This window comes from Scopulibacillus cellulosilyticus, assembly GCF_042665295.1.
Classification (GTDB): domain Bacteria; phylum Bacillota; class Bacilli; order Bacillales; family Sporolactobacillaceae; genus Scopulibacillus_A; species Scopulibacillus_A cellulosilyticus.
On the sequence record NZ_JBHTCO010000012.1, the window covers coordinates 12601 to 37782 of the forward strand.

General features: G+C 37.3%; 24 protein-coding genes and 2 pseudogenes. 21 read left to right on the top strand and 5 right to left on the bottom strand.

Annotated elements, in window-relative coordinates; all coding sequences use genetic code 11:
• Positions 1–44 precede the first annotated feature (44 nt).
• A complete protein-coding gene (locus ACFQRG_RS10380; protein ID WP_380965846.1) occupies positions 45–452 on the bottom strand; it encodes a cupin domain-containing protein in 408 nt (135 codons plus the stop codon).
• 19 nt (positions 453–471) lie between these two features.
• Complete coding sequence (locus ACFQRG_RS10385; RefSeq protein ID WP_380965847.1) at positions 472–792, bottom strand: carboxymuconolactone decarboxylase family protein; 321 nt, start codon at positions 790–792, stop codon at positions 472–474.
• A gap of 125 nt (positions 793–917) precedes the next feature.
• Between ACFQRG_RS10385 and ACFQRG_RS10390 the strand changes: the two are divergent.
• The 5 genes and pseudogenes from ACFQRG_RS10390 to tkt (ACFQRG_RS10410) form a co-directional block, all read left to right on the top strand.
• Positions 918–1271 (top strand): annotated as a pseudogene (locus tag ACFQRG_RS10390) (MerR family transcriptional regulator); the annotation flags it as partial.
• 410 nt (positions 1272–1681) lie between these two features.
• Positions 1682–3793 carry a BglG family transcription antiterminator gene (locus tag ACFQRG_RS10395; protein WP_380965849.1) on the top strand — a complete coding sequence of 704 codons (2112 nt, stop codon included), beginning with the start codon at positions 1682–1684 and terminating at the stop codon, positions 3791–3793.
• Positions 3790–4089, top strand: a complete 300-nt coding sequence (locus tag ACFQRG_RS10400; protein ID WP_380965850.1) for a PTS sugar transporter subunit IIB — start codon at positions 3790–3792, stop codon at positions 4087–4089. The genes ACFQRG_RS10395 and ACFQRG_RS10400 overlap by 4 nt, the downstream gene beginning before the upstream one ends.
• 112 nt (positions 4090–4201) lie before the next feature.
• Positions 4202–5572, top strand: coding sequence for a PTS ascorbate transporter subunit IIC (locus ACFQRG_RS10405; RefSeq protein WP_380965851.1), 1371 nt, complete (start codon positions 4202–4204; stop codon positions 5570–5572).
• A 71-nt stretch (positions 5573–5643) separates the two neighbouring features.
• Positions 5644–7653 carry a transketolase gene (gene tkt / locus ACFQRG_RS10410; RefSeq protein WP_380965852.1) on the top strand — a complete coding sequence of 670 codons (2010 nt, stop codon included), beginning with the start codon at positions 5644–5646 and terminating at the stop codon, positions 7651–7653.
• Between the two features lie 207 nt (positions 7654–7860).
• Here tkt (ACFQRG_RS10410) and cax read toward each other — a convergent pair whose 3' ends face one another.
• Positions 7861–8922, bottom strand: a complete 1062-nt coding sequence (gene cax, locus ACFQRG_RS10415; RefSeq protein WP_380965853.1) for a calcium/proton exchanger — start codon at positions 8920–8922, stop codon at positions 7861–7863.
• A gap of 449 nt (positions 8923–9371) precedes the next feature.
• Between cax and ACFQRG_RS10420 the strand changes: the two genes are divergently transcribed.
• The 6 genes and pseudogenes from ACFQRG_RS10420 (at position 9372) to ACFQRG_RS10445 (ending at position 15729) form a co-directional block, all read left to right on the top strand.
• Positions 9372–10154, top strand: a complete 783-nt coding sequence (locus tag ACFQRG_RS10420) for a PhzF family phenazine biosynthesis protein (protein ID WP_380965854.1) — start codon at positions 9372–9374, stop codon at positions 10152–10154.
• Between the two features lie 468 nt (positions 10155–10622).
• A complete protein-coding gene (locus tag ACFQRG_RS10425) occupies positions 10623–11408 on the top strand; it encodes a fumarylacetoacetate hydrolase family protein (protein ID WP_380965855.1) in 786 nt (261 codons plus the stop codon).
• A gap of 49 nt (positions 11409–11457) precedes the next feature.
• On the top strand, positions 11458–13125 hold the full coding sequence (locus ACFQRG_RS10430; protein WP_380965856.1) for an L-lactate permease: 1668 nt from the start codon (positions 11458–11460) through the stop codon (positions 13123–13125).
• 266 nt (positions 13126–13391) lie between these two features.
• Entirely contained in the window at positions 13392–14684 is a 1293-nt protein-coding gene (locus ACFQRG_RS10435) for an MFS transporter (protein ID WP_380965858.1), read from the top strand.
• Positions 14685–14846: 162 nt separating this feature from the next.
• Positions 14847–15059, top strand: a pseudogene (locus ACFQRG_RS10440) (GNAT family N-acetyltransferase); the annotation flags it as partial.
• A 160-nt stretch (positions 15060–15219) separates the two neighbouring features.
• A complete protein-coding gene (locus ACFQRG_RS10445) occupies positions 15220–15729 on the top strand; it encodes a GNAT family N-acetyltransferase (RefSeq protein ID WP_380965859.1) in 510 nt (169 codons plus the stop codon).
• A gap of 304 nt (positions 15730–16033) precedes the next feature.
• Here ACFQRG_RS10445 and ACFQRG_RS10450 read toward each other — a convergent pair whose 3' ends face one another.
• Positions 16034–17716, bottom strand: coding sequence for an FAD-dependent monooxygenase (locus ACFQRG_RS10450; protein WP_380965860.1), 1683 nt, complete (start codon positions 17714–17716; stop codon positions 16034–16036).
• 273 nt (positions 17717–17989) lie between these two features.
• Here ACFQRG_RS10450 and ACFQRG_RS10455 point away from each other — a divergent pair, with 273 nt between their 5' ends.
• The 4 genes from ACFQRG_RS10455 (at position 17990) to ACFQRG_RS10470 (ending at position 20233) form a co-directional block, all read left to right on the top strand.
• Positions 17990–18115: a hypothetical protein gene (locus ACFQRG_RS10455; RefSeq protein ID WP_380965861.1), complete on the top strand. Its 126-nt coding sequence runs from the start codon at positions 17990–17992 to the stop codon at positions 18113–18115.
• 257 nt (positions 18116–18372) lie between these two features.
• Complete coding sequence (tapA, locus tag ACFQRG_RS10460; protein WP_380965863.1) at positions 18373–18885, top strand: amyloid fiber anchoring/assembly protein TapA; 513 nt, start codon at positions 18373–18375, stop codon at positions 18883–18885.
• Positions 18886–18990: 105 nt separating this feature from the next.
• Positions 18991–19554 (top strand): signal peptidase I SipW, encoded by a 564-nt coding sequence (gene sipW, locus ACFQRG_RS10465; protein WP_380965864.1) that lies wholly within the window; start codon positions 18991–18993, stop codon positions 19552–19554.
• Between the two features lie 46 nt (positions 19555–19600).
• Positions 19601–20233, top strand: a complete 633-nt coding sequence (locus tag ACFQRG_RS10470; protein ID WP_380965865.1) for a TasA family protein — start codon at positions 19601–19603, stop codon at positions 20231–20233.
• 44 nt (positions 20234–20277) lie between these two features.
• Here ACFQRG_RS10470 and lexA read toward each other — a convergent pair whose 3' ends face one another.
• The gene (gene lexA, locus ACFQRG_RS10475; protein ID WP_380965867.1) at positions 20278–20892 is read right to left on the bottom strand and encodes a transcriptional repressor LexA; all 615 of its coding nucleotides are present in this window, start codon (positions 20890–20892) and stop codon (positions 20278–20280) included.
• A 152-nt stretch (positions 20893–21044) separates the two neighbouring features.
• Here lexA and yneA point away from each other — a divergent pair, with 152 nt between their 5' ends.
• From yneA to ACFQRG_RS10505, 6 genes are all read left to right on the top strand, one after another.
• A complete protein-coding gene (yneA, locus tag ACFQRG_RS10480; RefSeq protein WP_380965868.1) occupies positions 21045–21344 on the top strand; it encodes a cell division suppressor protein YneA in 300 nt (99 codons plus the stop codon).
• Between the two features lie 76 nt (positions 21345–21420).
• On the top strand, positions 21421–21660 hold the full coding sequence (locus tag ACFQRG_RS10485; RefSeq protein ID WP_380965869.1) for a DUF896 domain-containing protein: 240 nt from the start codon (positions 21421–21423) through the stop codon (positions 21658–21660).
• A gap of 126 nt (positions 21661–21786) precedes the next feature.
• Positions 21787–22071, top strand: coding sequence for a HesB/YadR/YfhF family protein (locus tag ACFQRG_RS10490; RefSeq protein WP_380965870.1), 285 nt, complete (start codon positions 21787–21789; stop codon positions 22069–22071).
• A gap of 231 nt (positions 22072–22302) precedes the next feature.
• A complete protein-coding gene (gene tkt / locus ACFQRG_RS10495; RefSeq protein WP_380965871.1) occupies positions 22303–24303 on the top strand; it encodes a transketolase in 2001 nt (666 codons plus the stop codon).
• 116 nt (positions 24304–24419) lie between these two features.
• Complete coding sequence (sirA, locus tag ACFQRG_RS10500) at positions 24420–24863, top strand: sporulation inhibitor of replication protein SirA (protein ID WP_380965872.1); 444 nt, start codon at positions 24420–24422, stop codon at positions 24861–24863.
• A 79-nt stretch (positions 24864–24942) separates the two neighbouring features.
• Entirely contained in the window at positions 24943–25158 is a 216-nt protein-coding gene (locus ACFQRG_RS10505) for a YneF family protein (protein WP_380965873.1), read from the top strand.
• Positions 25159–25182 lie beyond the last annotated feature (24 nt).

Here is a 25182-nt window from a genome sequence, read left to right on the forward strand (position 1 = left end):
TATGGGAAAAAACGCATCGAATCATTTGATTCGATGCGTTAGTTTTATAATTTATTATACCATTCATCATCGACGGGTTCTAACCAATCCGGCGTACCTGCAGTGATTGCAATGTGTTCAAACCAACTATCTTTTGCTGCACCATGCCAGTGTTTCACACCATCATGAGTGACAATAACATCGCCAGCTTTTAAGAATTGAGCAGGTTTTCCTTCTTCTTGGTACCAACCTTCACCACCAGTTACTAATAGAAGTTGAAATCCATCACGATGGATATGCCAGTTATTTCGGCATCCCGGTTCAAAGGTCACATTCCCAACACCAACACTCACTTTAGGATCAGCAATCAATGTTTTAAGATAACTTTGTCCCACAAAAAATTTTGCATATGCTTCATTTTTTTCTCCTACTGGGAAAATAACCCCATTTTTTACTTCTTCATGTTTTGTCATTTTTAATCCCCGCTTTCTTTTAATCTTTATAGATTTCTTTTGCGATGTTAAATGCTGACCAAGCTTTTGGCCATCCTACATAAAACGCAAGATGAGTAATGATTTCAGAAATTTCGTCTTTTGTTAATCCGTTTGCTTTCGCTTTTTGAAGATGCGGTGTTAATTGTTCAAAGTTTCCTCCAGCAATTAACGCAGAAATTGTAATCATGCTGCGATCACGGGGAGATAGTTCTTTCTCTCTTGACCAAACTTCACCGAATAAGACATCATCGTTAAGTTCAGCAAATTTTGGCGCGAATTCTCCTAATAAGTCTCGTCCCGCTGTTTGTTTTTCTGCCATTTCAGTCATTCCCTCCATACAATCTTTGTTTGTTACAAGATGAAGTATAGACCTTAAAGTACACTTTAATGCAAGGGTAGTGTATCTTATTATTAGAAACAAATACACAAATCGAGGTGGGTACCATGACTTATTCAATTGGAGAATTTGCTAAAATTGTCAGTGTATCAACGAGTACACTCAGATACTATGAAAAGGAAGGGTTACTTACTCCTCATCGGAATGAAAATAATTTACGGGAATTTACTGATGATGATATCGGATGGGTTCAGTTTTTGCTCCATTTGAAAAATTCAGGAATGTCAATGACGGAGCTAAAACAATATACCAAATGGCGTGAAATGGGTGAAGAAACGATTCATGAAAGGTTGGATTTACTTGAAAATCGTAAGCTTCTCGTGGAACAAGAGATTCAAGATTTGCAACAAAACTTGCATATATTGAATCGTAAAATTGAATACTACAAAGATCAGTTAAAGGGGAATAAATACGAATTTGCCCTAAATCCAAACGAAGAGGCGAATTCAGAGGCCCCACAAACATATTGTCAAGAACACCTGCGCCAGCAACGGAGCGAACAGAAGTATTAACTGGCAAATGGATGTAAAATAAGGTAATTGTAACAAACATCTTATGGAATGGAAATGCCTTTCCCTTTCAAGGTCGACTAAAAAGGGAAGGGCTATTTTTATTGGATGAAAACTAATTTTTTGACTTACACGCTAAGCTTATATAACTGCAAAAACAATCCACCTTTGAAATTCCTTAGCATATTTAAGAAATTTAGTATCAAGGGGCACAAATTTGCACATACCCTTCTGCAATGATTGCGCTTTCTTATTACAGCAATTGTTATATGATAAAACCATAGAGAGGAGGAAAACTGGGAGTGAAAAATGCAGGTGCTTCTAAAAAGGGGATAATTTTAAATTACTTGGCACATCAAGAGGGATATACTTCTGCTGAAGATTTATCAAGCACCTTTAAGATTTCTAAGCGAACGCTCTATTATATTTTCAAAGATCTGAATAAAGATTTACTTTCGAAACAACTGGAACCCATACAGAATGTTAGGAATGAAGGCTACTACCTTAAGAAATGCACGAAAGAAAAAATACTGGAGACAGGGGCAAGTATCGAAGAAACAACACCGATTAAATATACAAAAGAAGAAAGATGTAACATTGATATACTGCTTAGCTTAATCAGCAATAAAAAAGTAACCCTGGAATGGCTTTCTGAAATTGAAAATGTATCAAGAAATACCGTTATCTCCGATATTGATCGTGCCAGAAAGATAATTGAAAAATCGAACCTTTCCTTATTAAATGATCCCAATAATGGCTATTGGTTAAGCGGCAAAGAAGAAGATATTCGTTGGTGGTTTTATGAATTCATTGGCAATTACTCAAAATTATTAGCGGAAATAACAGGGAGTGAATACTTTCAACGCTTCATTGATTGTGAAACTGTAAATCGAATAAATTGTGTAACCGGCAAATGGCTGGAAGATGTGGAAAGGTTAACCGGAAAGCATTTTTCGGATGACACAATAAACACGTTGTCAAATTTCTTACCGTTTGTCATTCAGCGGATATTAAGAAAAAAAACGATTGATTGTATAAAAGAATATGAATTAAATGTTCTTCGGAGCTATCCTGAATACGATTTGGTTTCGCAGCTATTAAAGCTTTTTAATATAAATCCTGAATTAAATGAAAATGAAGTCTTTTATATTGAAACACTTCTTTTGAGCAGCCAGATTAAGTTTATAAGTTTAGAGTCCAAATATGCACCGCAAAAGTTTACCGGATTGGATTCTATAGTTAAAAAAGTGATTTTACGCTTTCAACAAATATCCGGTATCGATTTCGATAATATTGAAGAACTAAAAAAGAATTTGTATGTTCACCTTCTCGCTTGTTACTATCGGGTGCGCTATGGGGTGAAATATCAAAACAGACTGTTAAAGGAAATCAAAAAAAATTACGGCAACGTGTTTTCATTTACTAGATTCTCCATTCAGCCTTTTGAAGCATTTTGTAAACATTCTATCAGTGAAGACGAAATCTCATTAATATCTATCTACTTTGGCGGAGAAATTGATAAACAAAAAAGAAACAGGCTTTCAGATAACGTTCAAAAGGTGCTAATCGTCTGCAGCAGCGGAATTGGAACTTCAAATATTTTAAAACAAAGGCTTCAGTCGCTGTTTCCATTTGTAGGCTTTGAAGGACCAATAACAGAAAGGGAGTATTTGAAACAAACAGAAATACATGAGAACTTGGTCGTTTCAACGGTTAAAATTCCTGAAAAAAGCAAAAAAGTCATTACGGTACATTCCATACCGGATGATCAAGATTTAAAGATACTGACCAAAAATCTTGTTCAATTTGATATTTACCGAAACGAACTTGTCTCATCTATTTTGGATGTTGTCAGTGATTATGCAAAGATCAATGACTTCAACGGTTTAACACAAGGTTTAATCCAATTGTTTAATAAACCAAATTTAAAAACTGGAACAGGAGGGGTCTATCAGCCAATGTTGAGTGAGTTATTAACAAGCAGTACGGTCCGAGTTGAGAAAAATGATGGAATGGATTGGAAAGAGGCAATCCAAAAGAGTGCGGACCCTCTTCTACAAAAGGGGAAAATTGACCAGGAATATATTGATGCCATGATAGATGTCGTCAATCAGCATGGGCCGTTTATCAATATTGGCAAAGAAACTGCCCTTGCGCATGCACGTCCGGAAAATGGTGTCAATCACTTAGGGATGTCACTTCTGAAACTGGACAAGCCGGTGAATTTAGTCGATAAAGAACATCCAGTTACATTATTTATTACTTTAGCAGCCGTCGACAATACGGCGCACTTAAAAGCATTATCTTCATTGGCAACACTGCTTGGCAAGGAAGAAAAGCTTGAACAATTATTGAATGCAAAGACAAAAGAGGAAATTTTATCAATTATAGAAGAAGAGGAGAATGTTCAATGAAAATAGCAGCTGTATGTGGGTCTGGTTTAGGTTCCAGTTTCATGATTGAAATGAATATTAAATCGATCTTAGATCAATTAGGCATCAATCAGGATGATATTGAAGTAACCCATTTTGATATGGGAAGTGCAATGCCGGATTCTGCAGATCATTTCTTTGTCGGCCAGGATTTAGCTGACGCCACCGAAAAACTTGGACACGAAAAAGTAACCGTATTAAAGAGTATTATCGATAAAAATGAATTGAAAGAAAAAGTCGTTCAATATTTGCAGGAATCTGGACGCCTGCCTAAATAATTCGCGTTAAGCCGAAACAAAAAGGGTTAGCTGCGGTTATGGTACACATATGGTCAAAGAGATTTCTTTTTTGACCATCTTCATCATTCAGTCGAATTGAGGTGAATTGAAAATGAAAGATTTATTAAATGTATTAATCGGTATTGCAAGTACTCCGGCACTTCTTGTTGCTTTAATTGCGGTTATAGGATTAATCCTCCAAAAGAAATCGATCAGTAACATTTTGCAAGGCGGTATTAAGACATTTGTAGGATTTTTGGTTTTGACGGGCGGCGCGGGGATTGTTCAAAGTTCATTAACACCTTTTGGAGAAATGTTTAAACATGCCTTTTCCGTTACAGGGGTTGTTCCAAATAATGAAGCAATTGTAGCCCTTGCACTCACAAAATATGGTACACCGACAGCATTGATTATGCTGGTTGGTATGGTTGTTAATATTTTAATCGCACGATTTACCAGATTTAAATATATCTATTTAACAGGGTACGCGACATTATATATGTCTTGTATGATTGCTGTCATTATGTCTGTATCCGGATTTACAACAGTGCCTTTAATTCTTTTGGGCGGGTTAATTCTCGGTATGGCCAATGCATTGTCACCGGCTATCCTGCAGCCATTTATAAAAAGCGTTACCGGAACAAATGACATAGCAATGGGGCATACTGGGAATTTTGGATACATGATTTCAGCAGTGATAGGCAAATTATTTGGCAATAAAAGCCGCTCAACAGAGGATCTTAAAGTTCCAAAAGGCCTTTCCTTCTTGCGTGATTCAACCGTTGCAATAGCGATTACGATGGGAATTATTTATGTCATCCTGGCTATCTTTGCCGGTAAAGGATACATTGAGGCGAAACTAAGCGACGGCACAAACTTTATCATTTATGCCATCCAAATGGCAGGTACTTTTGCAGCTGGTGTGTTTGTTATCCTATCTGGTGTTCGTTTGATTTTAGGGGAAATTATTCCCGCATTTAAAGGTATTTCTGAAAAATTGGTTCCAAATTCTAAACCGGCCCTTGACTGTCCAATTGTCTTTCCATATGCGCCAAATGCTGTTCTAATCGGCTTCTTTTCAAGCTTTGTCGGCGGTATCGTCAGCATGTTCATTATGATTGCTTTTCACACGGTCATCGTTTTACCAGGAGTCGTTCCGCACTTTTTCTGTGGTGCAACGGCCGGGGTATTTGGCAATGCAACTGGCGGGCGCCGGGGCGCGATACTCGGTTCATTTATACAAGGTATCGTTATCAGTTTTATGCCTCTTGCTTTGATGCCGGTATTAGGTAATCTTGGTTTTGCTAATTCTACGTTCTCTGATACGGATTATGGTGTTGTAGGGCTCTTCCTGGGAGGATTAGGAACTACCGGCGGTATTGTAATGATTACAACAGGTATTTTTGCAGTTCTTGCCATCATGCTTCTTCTAACCGTATTCAAAAAGAAACCGGTAAATACTGATACTGTTGTTAAAAAATGATAGCTTGCTAGAAAGTTGGGTTATGAATCTTTTACTTTAGTAAAAAACTGAAAGAAAGAAGCTGATAATTCATGTTTGATAGCATAGATGAGCTAAGCGTAAAAACGATACGGGCATTAAGCATTGATATGATTGAAAATGCAAAGTCCGGGCATCCGGGGCTGCCGCTTGATGCGGCTCCGATGGGCTATGTATTATGGGCTAAACAAATGAAATTTAATCCAAAGGATACCCATTGGATCAATCGGGACAGGTTTGTTTTGTCGGCCGGCCATGGATCGGCACTGTTATACAGCTTGCTGCACCTGGTTGGCGCCAAGGTTTCGATGGATGACATCAAAAATTTTAAAACTTATAAAAGCAATACACCTGGTCATCCGGAATATGGGGTAACAGACGGTGTGGATGCCAGCACAGGACCGCTCGGCCAAGGACTCGGAATGGCAGTTGGCATGGCGATGGCTGAAAAGAATATGGCCTCAAGATATAATAAACCTGATTTTCCAGTCATAGACCATTACACATTTGTACTTTCAGGCGACGGGGATTTGATGGAGGGTATTTCCCATGAAGCGGCAAGTCTTGCCGGACACCAAAAATTAAATAAATTAATTGTTTTATATGATTCGAATGATGTGTCATTAGACGGGCCGACGAAAAATACGTTTACCGATGATACTAGGAAACGCTTTGAAGCATATGGATGGAATTATGAGTTTGTGAAAGATGGCAATGATTTAGCGGAAATTGACAATGCCATTACCCGTGCAAAAGCACAGACAGAGAAACCTACAATTATTGAAATTAAGACCATAATCGGCTATGGCGCCCCGAATGAAGGAACGAACCTTGTACATGGCAATATCCTTGGCAAAGAAGGAGCATTATCAGCTAAGAAAAGGTATGGCTGGAACTATCCTGAGTTTACTGTTCCAAAAGAAGTAAATGATCGTTTCAGTGAAGCGGCTGAGAAAGGGAAAAAGGCTGAAGATAATTGGGTTCAATTATTCAAGGCCTATAAAGAAAAATATCCGGGATTAGCTGAAGAATTCGAAACAGCTGTTACGGGAGAATTACCTGAAAATTGGGATAGGGGTCTTCCAACTTACAAAAAAGGCGATTCTGAAGCCGGCAGAATGACCAGCCATAAAATCATTCAGCAGCTTTCAAAGAATATCCCTTATTTTTGGGGCGGGTCTGCGGATTTGTTTGGTTCAAATCGGACAGATGTAAAAGATGAAGAGATCTTCCAACCGGAAACTCCAGAAGGACGAAATATCTGGTTTGGCGTTCGTGAATTTGGCGAAGCAGCAGCTGTAAACGGGATCGCGCTGCATGGTGGAAGCAAAGTCTACGCTAGTACATTCCTTGTCTTTTCTGATTATATGCGTAATGCAATTCGTTTGTCAGCACTGCAAAAGCTCCCTGTTACGTATATTTTTACGCATGATTCAATCGCACTGGGGCCGGATGGACCGACACATCAGCCAATCGAACATCTGACCAGCTTCAGATCAATGCCTGGAGTAGTTTTGTTAAGACCTGGCGATCCGAATGAAGCATTAGAGTCATGGAAACTTGCGATTCAAAGCAGGGAACATCCGACACTTTTAGCTTTATCACGGCAAGATTTACCTGTCCTGACAGGGACAGATAAATTGGCTTGTGAAGGTGTAGCCCGCGGCGCTTATGTGCTATCCAAACAGAAAGGGGACAAACCCGAAGGAATACTGATTGCCTCCGGTTCTGAAGTTCCTCTTATATTGGAGGCACAGAAGGTTTTAGCTGGCTCAGGTATAGATGTATCGGTCGTTTCAATGCCAAGTATGGAATTATTCGAACAACAATCGGCCGAATATAAAGAATCTGTTTTGCCATACGATGTAACAAAAAGAGTCTCCGTTGAAATGGGTTCAACATTATGCTGGGGACGTTACGTAGGACTTAATGGAGCAAGTATCGGAATCAACCATTTTGGAGCGAGTGCTAACGCGGATGAATTAATCAGAGTCAGCGGATTCACGGTGGAAAATGTCGTTGAAACCTTCAAATCACTTAAAGCGGAGAAACAGTTAATTTAAACACAAAACACCATAATGATATAATTTGCTGTTATAGCAGTCACATTAAAAGAAAAAGTAACCACGTGCCCTAGCCAAATAAGGGGGTAGTGGTTACTTTTTAATAACATACTTTTTACTTAGTTACCACCAATTCTATGATTGTAACTGCTCAAGGTGTTTGGTAGTTGCTGCTGCCAAGTCCTTATTTACATTTTCACAAAAATATCATAGGAGATAAAATCCGGTACCCATAATGACGTAAGCTGCTACCAACGTTGCCCCCTCAAACCAGTTGGCATCTCCGTCGTTCATGATCATGACGTTCAATAATACGGCTAAAACCATCGCAATCATTTCCGGAACGGTAAATATCAGCTTCATTTGTTCAGGGAACAATAACGAGACCAGCACGAGGATTGGCGCCACGAACATTGAGATTTGTAATGTCGAACCAATTGCTATCTCTACAGTGGTCGAGACACGGTTCTTCACCGCCATCATAATCGCGGTGACATATTCACTTGCATTACCGACGATGGATACAATGATGATACCGATAAAGATTTCACTCCATCCGAACGTTCTGGAAACCGTCTTAAATGTATCGACCAAGTTTTCGCTGATGTATGCAGCAGCTAAAGTCAACACGATCAACGTGATCAACGACCGCCACAATCCCCATTCCGGTTGTTCCTTCGTTTCTTTTTCAGCTTTTTTCTCATCTGAAGTTTGATAAACACCGCGGTGAGTGACTAGCTTGAAATATAGGCCGGCAAGATAAAGTAAAATTAATATTACTGAAGAACTTACTGTAAGGGTTAAGACATCCTTGCTATGTAGTTCATAAGAAAAGAACTTTGGAAATAAAAAGGCGACAATGACAGCAAAAATCAATAAAACAGAGTTGTGTCTCGCGTTATAGGCGTTAAATTGCAATCGTTTATGTTTTATACCCCCTATAAAAAAGGCGAGGCCACCGTTGAAAAGTAAATTTCCAATTACTGATCCTGATATCGATGCCAGCACAAGCTGGATTAATCCGGCATGTAATGAAAAAATTGCAATCATTAATTCAACTGCGTTCCCGAATGTCGCGTTTAGCAAGCCGCCGATCCGTTCTCCCGCGATCATCGAGACGTTTTCTGTCGCCTTACTCATAAAGAAAGCCAACGTAACGATAGTTAAGCAATAAATAATGAACATAAGGATAGCAGGCCATTTTAACAAACTGCCGATTACCGATACAGGAAATCCAATAATCATTACAATGAGAAAGATTTTGTCCATCAACGGGTATCAACCTTTCATAAATAAAAATCACTTCTTTTCGTATATATTGTGCCGCCCAACAGTAAAAGTATGAAATGAAATATCACAAATAGAAAAAGCAAGCCATTTTAACGCAGGGGATGGGCTTCCTTTTTTTCTTCATAATTTAAATAAGGGTCCAAACTTGGAGGCACCCAACACGAAAATCTTTGAGTGCTGTTTTTCTTAAAATAACTATGTTGCTGACTTTTACTATTGATGCTAGTGTCTTATTATACATACTGAAAACATGGAAACGAAAAAAATCAGGGTGCAAGAATAGAAGGACTAATAACAGCAAAATTGCAGATATTGAGATTGGTCAGCTAGAAAGTGACATGCTGTTATCCAAACTGTTCATCGTTAACATTAGATTTATATGAGGGCGTATTAATAGGGGAACCCCATAGAATCAGGAGGTTACTATAATGAAATATTATATTGTAGATGCATTTGCTGAAAAATTGTTTGAAGGAAATCCGGCCGGGGTTTGTATTATGAAGGAATGGCTTCCTGAAGAAGTGATGCGAAAAATTGCAATTGAAAATAATCTTTCTGAAACAGCATTTGCTGTAAAAGAAAAAGACGGCTATCGGTTGAGATGGTTTACTCCAGGTGGAGAAATTGACCTCTGTGGTCATGCAACTTTAGCAACTGCTTATGTAATTGCCAACTTCTATGAAGAAAATGTAGAAGCAATTAAGTTTCAGACAATGAGTGGGGAGCTTATTGTATTAAAAAAGGATGAACTTTATGAAATGGACTTCCCCAGCAAAATGCCTGAAAAAATTGCATTAACTGAACAAATGGTTGAAGCAATTGGAATAGAGCCCGCTGAAACCTATCTAGGAAGAGATCTAATGTTTGTGTTAGAGAAGGAAGAAGATGTTCAAAATGCGAATCCTGACTTTTCAAAAATAAAGGATTTACCGGATGGTTTGGGCGTTCTAATTACTGCAAAAAGTAAAAAGTATGATTTTGTTTCCAGGTGCTTTTTTCCGAAATTGAATGTGAATGAAGACCCTGTGTGCGGATCTGCGCATTGTAATTTTATCCCATTTTGGGCAAAACGTCTTGGCAAGGATGAAATGGTGGCACGGCAGCTTTCCGATCGCGGTGGGACACTATACTGCAAATCTTTTGGAGACAGAGTGAAAATCAGCGGATCGGCTGTATTGTATGCTATTGCTGATATTCTAATAAATGAATAAGAGCTAATTTTAAAAAAAAGAACAGAGGAAACCTTAAAAATAGGGTTTCCCTTAATTTTTACAGAGCCTATTATAAAAGTGCATTCTATAATTTTTTAAGTTGAATATTTGGAAAATTGATTAAAAAGTGTTGCGAAAATAAATATCAAATGTTATTATTCATTTAAATGAAAATATTAGGAAACATCGTTGTGTAATAAACAACAAAGTCTATATAAGCAAGCGAAATATTTTTTTGGACCAATATAGGAACACAGTTACACAATAAGCAACACAGGGGATTGGTGGGGATGATTTACAATTGGGAAACAAGGAATTAAAACCTTCACAAAAATATTCTCCTTTAAATAAATAGAAGTCCAAATATTCAAATAGTGGTTATAGCTTTTGACGACGTTGAAAACGGTTGTTTCTTGTCAAAGTTATTATCATTTAAATAAATAAGTCGAGAGAAGGGAAGAAAGAATTATGAAGTTTGCTAGATTTACACTCAGTAATGAGGAAAAAATTCGCTATGGGATTATATCGAAAGGTAGAATTGAAGAAATTAATGGTGATATTTTCAGTGACTGGCAGTTTACCGGCAAGACGTTTTCTGATCTTGAAGTTCAATTCATAGCTCCTCTTGAACCGAACCAGATAATTGGAATCGGTTTAAATTATGTAGAAACCATAGAAGAACGACCTGAAATCATTCCGGACATTCCAGTTTTCTTTTTTAAACCAATAAGCTCAGTAATCGGTTCGGGTACTCCTATTGTCATTCCCAGTACGCTTACAGAGGTTAAATTCGAATCGGAACTGGCGGTTGTTATCGGAAAGAAAGCCAAAAATGTTTCAGAAGATGAAATATTAGATTACGTGTTTGGATATACAGTATCTAATGATGTAACGGCGCCACAGTATTTTCATTCGGAGGGCCATTGGATGGTCGGAAAATCATTTGATACATTTACGCCACTTGGACCCGTTATTGAAACAGAAATGGATCCAGATTCTGTCCGGGTACGATCATTTCTAAATGGTGTGAAAAAACAAGACAGCTCAACAGGATTAATGATCATAAATATTAGGCAAATGCTATCATACCTTACGCGCGTGATGACCCTATCTCCGGGAGATGTTGTTTTAACCGGGTCTCCTGTCGGTGCTGAATTTTTGAAAGAAGATGATATTATCGAGTGTGTCATTGATGAAATCGGTACTTTGCGCAATTCCGTCATAACATCAGTCGAAAAAGCGAGGACAATTTAATAGATTTATTCGTACTTTAAAACACTAACTAACTTTGGAGGTATTTAATTTGAACTGGATACAGAATTATAATCCTTTAGGAAATATGCTTTTTTCCTTTATCGTCGCACTAATTCCACTTCTTTTTTTCTTTTGGACGTTAGCAATCAAAAAAATGAAAGGTCACATTGCTGCGTTATGGACAATATTGATTGCTATTATTGATGCAGTAATTATCTTTCATATGCCTATTCTTAACGCTATAGAATCAACCTTTTATGGTGCCGCAAATGGTCTATGGCCAATTGGGTATGTTATTGTTGCCGCCGTTTTTCTGTACAAATTAACATTAAAGTCAGGTAAGTTTGAAGTTATGAAAAATTCAATTGCCTCTTTAACAGAGGATCGACGCCTTCAAGCTTTATTAATTGCTTTTTCATTTGGAGCCTTTTTAGAAGGTGCAGCTGGCTTCGGTGCACCCGTTGCAATTGCAGGAGCACTTCTTGCCGGCCTTGGATTTAATCCATTTTATGCGGCAGGTCTTTGTTTAATTGCTAATACTGCACCTGTTGCCTTTGGCTCATTAGGTGCACCTATTCTTACCGCAGCCCAGGTTTCAGGATTAAGTCCTGAAAAAGTCGGTGTTGCGGCAGGTGATCAGCTTCTTCTGCTTTCAATTTTCATTCCATTCTGGTTGATATTTATTATGGCGGGATGGAAAAAGACTATTGAAGTATTACCTGCCATTCTTATTTGTGGGATATCTTTTGCAATTACACAATTTATAACCTCACATTACCTTGGTCCACAGCTTCCAAACATCGCTTCTTCGATTGTCAGCCTTGTTTGTTTGGCATTATTTTTAAAAGTGTGGAAACCTAAAAGCATATACCGTTTTAAAGATGATAATTTAGTTCAAGGTCATCAATTAATCAATAAAAATAATGAAGTGGCAATAGAAGAGGCAGCAACAATAGAAACAGTACCTGGGTATACTTTAATACAAATATTAACTGCTTGGTCACCATTTATAATATTGATTATTTTAGTTGCTGGCTGGGGAGCTATTGATTTCGTAAAGAATATTTTAAATTTGGCAACTATTGAAATTCCTGTACCTGGCTTAAACAATGCTATCTTAAAGGCAAAACCAATAGTTGATCATCTAACGCCTTATACTGCAATTTTCAAATTTGATATCTTAGGAGCTGCAGGATCGGCTATTATGATCACAGCAGTAATCAGTAAATTTATCTTAAAAATATCTTGGAAAACTTGGGGAATTTCATTTGTAGAAACGTTGAAGGAATTACGTATACCATTAACAATGATTGCTTCCGTATTGGGATTGGCATACCTTGTTAATTATTCAGGTATGAGTGCCACTCTTGGTCTAGGACTTGCACAAACTGGAAAACTATTCCCGCTTTTTGCTCCACTATTAGGGTGGATTGGTGTATTTTTAACTGGTTCAGATGCTTCCTCGAACGCATTGTTCGGCAATCTACAAAAGATTACCGGTTCCCAAATGGGTCTTGATCCTACATTGCTAGTTGCGGCAAACTCAAGTGGCGGTGTGACGGGGAAAATGATTTCTCCACAATCAATAGCCATTGCGACGGCTGCCACTGGTATGGTTGGCAAAGAAGGTAATTTATTAAGATTTACAATTAAACATAGTCTATTTTTAGTTGCGGTTGTAATGGTAATTACGTATATTCAGGCATACTTTCTATAATGAAACCGCTTACCATTTATGTATTTGCAATACATTTTTATTAATTCCAATAATATAAGTAACGCCAATTTTCAACATATTCAATTTTAGTAATCATCATCTATCTAGGAGTAATCAATATAAAAATTCCATAATTAATATTGCATAAATACTATTTTATTATTGTAAAAATGCGAAAGGGGTGAACTGGATTAAATTAGAAACGTGGTTGTTTATTAAATAACAAAAAGTTGGGTAACTATTGAATATTTTAGGAGGTCTATTTAATGAATGATCGTGGACAAAGACAACAATCCAAGCGGCGGTGGAAGGTAAGATATACTGTTTTACTTTTATTATGGTTTTGTTGGATGTTTTCCTTCTTAGACAGAATGGTTATAACAGTAGCTTTACCTTTTATTGGTAAGGACTTTAACGTTGGCGCCACAGGCCAAGGTCTCATTATTAGTATCTTTTTTGCTGGTTATGCTATCTTTCAAATCCCAGGTGGTATGCTAGCAGATAAATTTGGTTTTAGAAGAGTCATTAGTTTAGCGCTTGGATGGTGGTCGATTTTCACAATGTTAACGGGTGTGATTTTCTCTTATCCACTGATGTTAATTAGCCGTTTCCTGTTTGGTTTGGGGGAAGCGCCTTTACCTGGTTCGTCATATAAAGGCATCGCGACATACTTTCCCAGTAAAAAGCGCGGTACCGCTGCAGGTATACAGTCGACAGTTAATACTTTGGGGCCAGCTGTTGCTACAATAGCTGCAGCCGCAATTATTTCTTCTTTCGGTTGGCGTCCTGTATTTATTTCTATTGGGATTCCTGGTTTGATAGTTGCACTATTGATCTGGTTAAAAACTAAAGATAATCCAGCAGATCACCCAAATATGACAAAAGAAGACCTTCGTGAGCTGGAAGAAGATGAAGATCTTAGTAAAGAAGAAGTACAAACGAAAGTTGGCTTTAAGGAAGTTCTAAAAAAGCCGATTCTGTGGCAAGCTACGTTGATTTGGTTCTTTTTTGACATTACTTTCTGGGGATTCACATCATGGCTTCCTTCTTACTTGATTAATGTTCGAGGTTTCTCATTAATGTCAACAGGCCTCTTTAGTGCATTACCATTCTTAATTGGCACGGTCACTATGATTCTGGGCGGCTATTTGTCGGACCGTGCTCAGGGAAATCGTAAGTGGATTTTCATTCCTAATGCGATTATTGGCGCCGGAGTTCTATACTTGATGTTTCAGGCCTCCTCAAATACAATGGTCATTACATACCAATGTATTGCCGTATTTTTTATGTTCATGGCACAAGGTTCTTTCTGGGGACTAGTTGTAGACAGTCTCCCTTCAAAAGTTATGGCTACGGGATCATCAATTGTTAATTTTGGTGGCTCAATTGCCGGGTTTATTTCCCCGATTGTGATGGGGGCTTTAATTGAAGCAAGCGGTGGATCTTATGGGTCTTCATTTATATTTATAGCAATTGCCCTTGTCATTTCTGCAATCATTGCAATGACAATTCATACAAAGTCCGAACAGGAGAATACATCCGAAGTCTTAAAAGCCTAATTAAATCTAAATATTTATACATGTCAAAGGGTGGCCTTAATTGGCCATCCTTTGATATGTAAAAAGAGCAATCGCATAAAAAGACTGGTTAATTACTTCTTTTTCTAATTAAAGTGGCAAATTTACAGTCTTTAAAGGTATATTCATTATAGATTACTATAACTAAAGATGCTTCGAGTGCAATTTAAAACGGATTTCCGTAATATAAAGGCACAGAGAGCAATTGAACGAATCGGAGCTACAAAAGAAGGTATATTACGAAGCGAGAGACAGTTACCTGATGGTTATGTAAGAGATGCTGTTGTTTACAGCATACTGCAAAGAGAATGGCCAAATGTAAAAGACTTGTTACAAGAAAAACTGAGTCAGTATAAACTTGCCGGAAAAGAACAACAAATAAATCAGCGTCATATATTAAATAGCCTTATTTTTCAGAGAAGAATGCGGCTTATGTCCCTTAATTCAGGTCTTTTCGTCCTTATAATTAACTCATTTAGTTAACTAGATTAAAAATTTATTTAATCTGAGGTGTCATATGAAGATTAGAAAAGCCACATTAACTGATGCTAAAGGGGTTGCCAAAGTTCAGGTCGATAGTTGGAGGACGACATATAAGAATATTGTTCCAGACAAGTATTTAAATCAAATGACATATGAATCCAGAGAACAAAAATGGAAAGATATTATCTCTAAGGAAACTGTTTATGTTGCCGAAAATAATGCAGGTGAAGTTGTTGGTTTCTCAAATGGCGGCAAAGAAAGAACTGGAAAATATCCAAATTATAAGGGTGAGCTATATGCAATCTACATCTTAATGGAATACCAAAGAAAAGGGTTAGGGAAATTGTTGTTAGAACCGATTATTGAAGACTTAAAACAACAAAATATATTTGCAATGATGGTGCTAGTTTTAGAAAAAAATAGTTCCCGATTGTTTTATGAATCTCTAGGGGCTAAAAAAATTGACACTGTTGAAATAGATATACTAGGGAAAAAGCTTAATGAGCTTGTATATGGATGGGAAAATACAGCGATAATTATCTAATTTGTTATTTAAGTAACGTTTGCCTAATGTTTAATAAATGAATCTGTATTCCCATCACATACACATAAGAGAATCGTTTTTGTCGTTCTTATGCGAGATTTACACATCATTACAATTTATTGGTGATGGTTTAATGAAAGCAAATGATAAAGAACGAGAAAATTTTTATAAAGCTTTAGATATTATAATCCAATTGTTTAATGCCCCCTGTATGCCAATTTACTACCTTTAGGAAATTTCTATTTATCTCTATTATTTTTCGAAGCGTGTATTTCGTGAACTGGTACCTCAAAAATCCATTAACTTACCTTAAAAGTATAGATGAAACAGCTCTTTCTAAAACTTGCATTGGATCATCTGCCATTCCAGAACTTCGCCAAGCAACAATTCCATCAGGTCTTACTAATACAGCACCAGTTGTATCGACTCCATAAGAATTACAGAATCGTCCATCGATATCAGTGAGGTCTGACCCAATTTGATAAATTGGTAACGAAAGATTAAATCTTTTTTCCACTTCCTTAATTGCAGGAATCCACTCCATCCCCTTAGGGCTGACAAGAAATACAAAAAGAGTACCAAATAAATCGAGGGTAGATATTTGCTTCCCATTTTTATCAAAATCAACATATGGAGCACGGGTTCCGGGGAGCCCTTTCCACTGATTCGGCAGTTTTATTTGAGTTGTATCTTGCTTGTCTTCTGTTACAAATGCACCCTTTAAGTAACGATAACCCATGTTAATCATAAGTGTATTAACTGTAATTTGGTCAATGTCTTCTGTTGCACGCTGTTGAGATAAGAGGGTTGTTTGTTCAACAGTTAAATCCGCAATCGGCAGCCGTTCACTTTCATATGTTTTGAGCAAATCAAGACCTGTGTCCCCTCGAAGAACAGCTGCCAATTTCCAAGCAAGATTTTGAGCTTCGGCTATTCCAGTGTTTCCTCCAAGAGCTCCGGAAGGGGGCTGCACTCGAACAGAATCACCAACTAAGAATATTCGACCTTGCTGAAAGCAATCAGATACACGAGCAGCCATTTCCCAAGAAAGGACGGTCTTCAAATTCACTTGGAGATCAGATATACCAACTGCTGCCCGAATCAATGGAATGCACCGTGATTCTGGATAATCCGCAACCGACTCCTTTTTTGGATCATACCAAATATCTAGTCGATAAAGGTCTGGACGGACAGAAGTTCCTGGATACGATACGAGAGCGCCCATCACTTTTTCATTTCGAACAAAGCCCATAACAGCATTTCTCTTGGCAAATAACTCAGCGATGTCCGCCTCAAAAACCATACTCATATTATGCATAATCGTTCCTGCGCCATGCTGTTCAATATCAAGTTGTTTTCTAACTCCGCTTTTACTGCCATCAGCAGCTATCATAAAATCAGCCTTAATTTGTCGTGAAGTACTGTCCGATTTATTACGAATAATAGCCGAAACGCCATCCTGATCTTGTTCAAAAGAAATCATTTCTGTATTATATCGTAGGTCAACGCCATTTTGTTCTGCATGTTTTCGCAGTATAGGTTCAAGTATATCTTGCGCAATACAGCTGCCTTTTACAGGACTTTCATCTGTAAAGAAAGCACTCATTTCTTCAATTGTTTGATTAAACAATTGACCCACAAGACTTTCTGCTTGAAAAACCTTACTTTCTTTCGAAAATTGCGGTTCCACGTTTCTTATATCTTTTTCAACTCCTAAAACACGAAAAATTTCCATGGTTCGGGAGGTCAAACCTGCAACGCGTGGATGTATGGCGGTATCTGGATGACGCTCTACAACCATAGAGGAAACTCCTTGCTTAGCAAGAAGAAGAGAAAGAGAAAGACCTACCAAACTGCCTCCAATAATAAGAATTGGAATAGTTTCATCATATGGCTGAAAGTAATCAACTTTTTTATTCATAATGTTTACTTTCCTTTCAAATTTTAATTGGTAAAAATTAAGAACCTTCATCCCTGATTTTTTCATAAACATTTATAACCTTTTAAAATTTATGTTTAAAACATCTTTTGATGAACTTCTTTTTAAAATAAACTAGCGTAATTAAGATTACTCCCTTTACTTTTTGTAGTTGTTAATTTTTTATAAAGATTTTGGATAGAGGAACGTTCTTCAACAAAGGTCAAAAATAAACCATCAACATTCGATTGATATGTCTGTTATTGTTTTTTGATAATTTGTTTGCCGTAAAATGAAATAGTAAATAATAAGAAGGAATAATAAATAAGGAGAGATGCTGTTTTGACAGATCCAAATGAAAAAGAGTTAGTTCAAGGCCTTATGGAAAGCGGGTATTCAGATGATGAAATATGCAGTGCACTAGGTCTTACCGAAGAAGAGTACAAAAATATCATGGATAATAATTAGATGTATGAAGAGCTGATAAACCAGCTCTTTTTTTGTCGAAAATCATTTGAATAAATCTATTAAAAATTGACAAAATACGCCATGTTGAGTATTTTATAATAAGCCATAGGTCACATATATATAAACAAAGATTAAGAAGATCTGTTATCGGCGGTTAAATCGTGGTACTATTGGCGTGATTATAATTTTGATTAAGTAGTTCTTTTATCCTAATTTAATAACGAAAATGAAAAAGCCTTTAATCAAGGAGAAAAGCTATGAGAAGCCATATTATAAATATGAAAAAAATATGTCTGCAAGCTGTTAAATTGTTTTTTCTGTTTGCTTTAATTCTCATAGCATCAAAATATGTTTCCTTGACAACACATGCAGTATTTTCTGAACGCGTTAATGTTTCAATGAACCTTTCAACCGCCGACAAATTTAATGGGGGTGATGCCGGCTGGGATAAGAGTCAGCTAATTTTTGTTAAACAGGATGAAAGCGGTAACTGTTCGAAAATTGAAGCTTGGTTAATGAATGAACAGAAAGCAGGTAATAAAAAAGTCTATACAGATTATAAAGTATATTATATTGAACACGGTAACCCGGAACACGGCATTGTCGTTGCAACAGGGAAAGTTCCCCTATTAAAAGCGGGAGAAACATATGTGTTAACATATCAGCCAAAGAAACCCGGATTTTACATATTTATGGCTGAACAAAGTCCGGGATATCCTGGTGAAAAAAACATTTGGAGCAAGAAAATTCATATTAAGGATTGCACGTAAATTTAAGAATTTATGATATCTATAAAAATTATAAAAGGTACCCTAATTTATTTATCGGTTGAAGGAGTTAAAAGTTTAACAAAAAATTTAAAGGAGTGGCGCTAATTGCGGCTCATAAAAATATTTCGAATGACCTTAACCGGGGTAATCATTCTATTTATCTTACTTACCATTTTCATAGTTTCCTATTCAAAGCTGTCTGGCAGCGGATTCAATTTATTTGGATATAAGATAGAAACGGTTTTATCAGGGTCGATGACTCCAACATTTAAAACAGGTTCAGTGATCACCGTTAAGTCTCTGGATGACCCGTCTGCATTAAGAAAAAACGACGTGATTAGTTTTCATCCTCCGGGGAATTCAAACATGCTTATTACTCATAGAATTACAAAAGTTTCAAAAAATGACGGTCAACTGCAATTTGAAACAAAAGGGGACCATAATCAAACAACAGATTTAGAAAAAATACCATCGCAAAATGTCGTTGGACAATATACAGGGTTCACGATTCCGTATATTGGATATTTTGTCGAATTTTTAGGATCAAAACTTGGTTGTATTTTATTATTGATTCTTCCTGGATTTATTTTGGTTGTCAGTTCACTTGTCGCAATTTGGAGGACGATTTCAAGACTTGAAAAATCAAACAATAATTCTCTTGAATCTTAAAATTTGTAAATATTATCAAAAGTCATTTTTTGGAGGAATTAAAAATATGAAAATAAGATCAAAAATTTCGGGGGCTTTACTGAGTTTAGGATTAGGGGCAGCTTTAATGATCGTCGGTACTTTTGCCTTATTCAGCGATCATGTAATAAGTCCGAATAACAGTTTTGCGGCGGGAACGTTAGATTTGAAGGTTAATGGTCAAGATACTACAGTACAGGGGATCAATGCAACTGGTATTACTCCGGGGGACGTAAATACTCAATCATTTAAAGTTCAAAATGCAGGAAGCTTAGATTTCTTCTATAGAATAGTGCCGAGTAATCTCAAGATCACTTTAAAAGATGGAACAAGCTTTCAATTAACGGATGATAAAGGAACTTTTAACCAAAGCGCGTATGATAATTATGTCAAGAGAATAAAAGCTGATGGTGAATCAGGTGATCATCTGCAAATTAAGGTCGCTGGTCAAAGCTTTTTAGATTCTAACGGCGGAATCAGCACTCATGTGACAAAGTTGTCTCCAAGCCAAACGGATAATATTGACATTACCTATGGACTGGATAAAGACGCGGGAAATGCTTATCAAGGCATAAAGGTGCAATCTGATCTTTACTTTGATGCTGTTCAAGCTAAAAATAATGATACTAATGGCAACAATCGTCCGGATAGCTGGGGTTAAAAAGACAGCGGTCATTTGACCGCTGTCGTAATTTCTCTTATGTACTAACAAATATCCCGAAATACGCCAATGACTTTACCCAAGATAATACAGTTATCAAGTATAATTGGAGCCATATTCGGATTCTCGGGTTGCAGCCGAATATAATTATTTTCCTTAAAGAAACGTTTAACGGTTGCTTCGTCATCTTCTGTCATTGCCACTATAATATCGCCGTTATCTGCAGTTCTTTGCTGCCTGACAATAACTTTATCGCCGTCCAATATACCGGCATCAATCATACTTTCCCCGACAACATTTAAAATGAAAACCTCATCATTAGCTGCCATTGAAGCAGGCACCGGAAAATATTCTTCTATATTTTCAACAGCTGTGATCGGCAGTCCTGCCGTAACTTTCCCGATAACCGGAACTTGAACAATATCCTGTCTTGGTACGGAGGGTTCATCGATTTGGAGGACTTCGATAGCTCTTGGTTTTGTTGGATCTCTGCGAATATATCCTTTTCTTTCAAGCCGTTCTAAGTGTCCATGAACAGTGGAACTTGATGCCAAGCCAACAGCATCACCGATTTCTCTTACGGAAGGCGGGTAACCTTTTGTATTAACTTCGTTCTTAATAAAATCTATAATATCTTGTTGGCGCTTTGATAGTTTCAATGTCTTTACACCTCTCTTACGCAAGATTATTCTTGACTGTATTATAACACCATCATATAGCAAACGCAAACATTCGTTCGAAATATCTTGACACAAACAAATGTTCTATTTAGAATAATAAGCGAACATACATTCTTTAAGAGGTGATTGATATGACTGGAACGAGTTACAGGTCTAAGTCGAGAATAGGTTTTTCTTTTGTTATCATTTTTATTTTCTTGTTAATGTGCGCGTCAGTTGCAGTAGCCTCTGATCTTAAGCCGGTTAATAAACACCAATATAAAATGGTCACTGTTAAAGAAGGGGATACAATCTGGTCAATTGCCAATTTGTATAAAAAAGATACTTCAATGGATTACGATGGATTTGCCGGCTGGGTAGAACGTGTTAACCAAATTGAACGGAATCATATTGAACCCGGCCAGAAACTTGTTATACCTGTAAAGAAATAGCTGACTCTAACTCTTGAATAATTTCCGGACATGAGATAAGCTATCAAATAAAGCTGATACAAAAAGGAGTTTTTTGATGCTTTCTAAAGAGAAGCTGAGTCGGATCTCAGAATTAGCCAATAAATCAAAACAGGCAGAATTAACTTCGGAAGAAAAAAAAGAACAAAACAAGCTGAGGGAAGAATACTTAAATGCTTTCCGAAAGGGTTTTAAAGAACATTTGCACACCATTAAAGTGGTCGATCCAAATGGTGACGATGTCACTCCTGAAAAATTAAAAAACAGTAAGGACAAGCGTCGTCAAATGCATAATTAACTCAAACTCGCCTTTTTGGCGAGTTTTTTAAGTAAGTTCAATTTTTTTAAAATTGGGCTTATTTTTGTATTGCATCAGACGGAAATTCTGGTATACTGTTATATAACAATAATAAAAAAGGATGTGATGATGTTGTTGCAAGTATCTGAAAAGGTTGCTCGATTTTATAAGAACGAAATGGCTTTAGAAGACGGTGATGCGTTGCAATTATTTGTTCGGCATGGCGGTATAGGCATAGGCGGCTATGCACTGGGTGTTGAAAAATCATTTCCAAGAGACCTTGATATTAAGCAAACAATAGAAGGTATCACATTTTTTGCCCGTCCGGATGATTTGTGGTTTTTAGACCAACTCGAATTAGACTGTGACGAACAACTATCTGAATTAAAGCTATCATTTATAGCTTCTTAATAAAAATATATTTTTATAAAAACCTGAAGACACTTTAAAGTCTTCAGGTTTTTTTGTAAACGCAGGATAAATGTGTAAGCGCAACCAATCCCTTAGCGGTGCGAATTGTTGGATTTTCCCTTTTAAAATAGGGCATTATACCAATAATACATGGTGCATTTAATGTGATGAAGAACTGAACTTTGTGTTAAACTGTAAATGTTCTTATCATAGGAGAAAGGAAGATAAGTCTTGACACAATCGATTGAACAACTATCTATTAACACCATTCGCACACTATCCATTGATGCGATTGAAAAAGCAAATTCCGGACACCCAGGATTGCCAATGGGAGCAGCTCCAATGGCTTATACGCTTTGGTCCAAATTTATGAAACATAATCCTAAAAACCCTCATTGGTTTAATCGTGACCGTTTCGTTCTTTCAGCCGGACACGGTTCAATGCTTCTATACAGCCTTTTACATCTTTTTAATTATGATGTTTCTATAGAAGATCTGAAATCATTTAGACAATGGGGAAGTAAAACACCTGGACATCCTGAATACGGTCATACAGCAGGCGTTGATGCTACTACCGGCCCATTAGGACAAGGTATCGGCATGGCAGTTGGTATGGCAATGGCTGAAAGACACCTTGCAGCAAAATATAATAAAGATAATTATGAGATCATTAATCATCATACTTACGCCATTTGCGGCGATGGAGATTTAATGGAAGGTGTATCAGCTGAAGCTGCATCATTAGCCGGGCATTTGAAATTAGGACGTTTAATTGTATTATTTGATTCAAATGATATCTCCCTTGACGGCGATTTAAGTAAAGCTCAAACAGAAGATGTTAAAAAACGTTTTGACGCCTACGGCTGGCAAGTCCTTTACGTAGAAGACGGCAATAATATTGATGAAGTTGCTAATGCCTTACAAACGGCTCAACAAGAAACTGAAAAACCAACGCTTATCGAAGTAAAAACAACAATCGGTTACGGTGCGCCTAATAAACAAGGCACAAGCGCTGTTCACGGCAGTCCTCTTGGTGCTGATGAAACTGAACTTGCTAAGAAAACTTATGAATGGAATTATAGTGAACCATTTACAGTTCCAGAAGAAGTTAGAGAACACTTCAAGACTTTTACTGAAGAAGGACAAGCTTCTGAAGATCAATGGAACAAGCAATTTGATGCATACAGTGAAGCATACCCTGAACTAGCTAAAGAGCTGAAAGACGCGATTGATGGCAAGCTTCCTGAAAACTATGATGCCAACTTGCCTCAATATCAAATTGGCGATAATAAAGCGACTCGGGCTATCTCTAATGAAATCATTAATGGTTTGGCCTCATCAGTACCGCAACTCTTTGGCGGAGCAGCGGACCTTGCCGCTTCAACAAAGACATTAATGAAAGATAGCGAAGACTTCCAGCCTGGAAGCTATCAAGGACGAAACATTTGGTTCGGCGTCCGTGAATTTGGTATGGCTGCAGCTGTTAACGGCATGGGATTACATGGCGGTGTTAAGCCTTATGGTTCAACGTTCTTTGTTTTCTCTGATTACTTAAGACCAGCTGTTCGTCTATCAGCTTTAATGAACTTGCCTGTGACTTATGTCTTTACTCATGACAGCATTGCTGTTGGTGAAGACGGACCAACTCACGAACCAATTGAACAATTGGCATCGCTTCGTGCCATGCCGAACTTATCAGTGATTCGTCCGGCAGACGGCAATGAAACGAGAGAGGCGTGGAAGCTTGCAATTGAAAGTACTGACCAGCCAACAGCGCTTGTTCTGACTCGTCAAGGATTGCCGACATTAGAAGGTTCAATTAATGGCGCAAAAGACGGTGTGAAGAAAGGTGCTTATATCGTTTCTGAAGCGAAAGATAATGCAGAAGGCATCATCTTAGCTACAGGTTCCGAAGTCAGCCTTGCTGTTAAGGCGCAAGAACAACTGGCTTCTGAAAATATTCATGTTCGTGTTGTCAGCATGCCTTCTTGGGATCGTTTTGAAAAACAATCACAAGAATATAAAGAACAAATCTTACCTTCAAACCTTACTAAACGCTTAGGCGTTGAAATGGGTGCATCATTAGGATGGCATAAATATGTAGGACAAGAAGGGGATCTCATTACAATTGACCGCTTCGGCGCTTCGGCAAATGGAGACAAGGTCCTAGAAGAATATGGATTTAGCGTCGAAAACGTTGTAGCCAAAATGAAACAACTTCTTAACAAATAATTTGTAATAAATTTCAGTTCGACAAAAGTAGTGTCTCATTTCACGTCATTTAGACAATCCTCTTATATCATCCGTATTATAATTGGAATAATCTCGGATGATGGGAGGAATATATAATGAGGCACTACTTTATTTTTTTAATACAAGACGAGATTGCCCGGTCCTATTTTGGAAGAGAGAGTAAACTTTATCAGCTTTTTTTAGAAGCGGATAATATCGGTGATTATAATATGAAACAACAAATAAATAAGCAAGTCGAATATATTACAAAGCGGATACCTGTTTTTAAAATAGGTCGAAGATTGGAATTGCTATTGAGCCACTTATCTGAATATAAATGCTGCAATCAAATTCATATGATCGAGCATCCTAAAAAGACAAGCCAAGCTCAACTCGAATTAGGTACTGGACGGTTATCGTTAAAAGCCACAGGTGATTATAGTGCCGAAACCTCCTTCTTCGAAGTTCTCCGGCAAATTGATGACAGCTTTTTAGCCATTGATTTTAAACATCATCGTTTTGGATGGTTAAAACCCATTAAAAATGCGCATCTTATCTAGCATAATAGGGTTGTGCAATGCTCGCTCTTTATAGTAAACTAAGGAGTGGACAGAAAAGCAAAAGGAGGACGACAATCGAATGTGGCTCTATATTCTTGTGGGCGTGATCGGTATTATTGTAGGTGTTTTACTCGGTTTTTTCCTTGCCCGCAAATATATGATGGATTATATGAAGAAAAACCCGCCTATTAATGAAAAAATGCTTCGTGTGATGATGATGCAAATGGGACAAAACCCGTCACAGAAGAAAATTAATCAAATGATGAAGGCTATTAATAATCAGTCTAATAAATAATTGACAAAAAGGATCACATTTTAG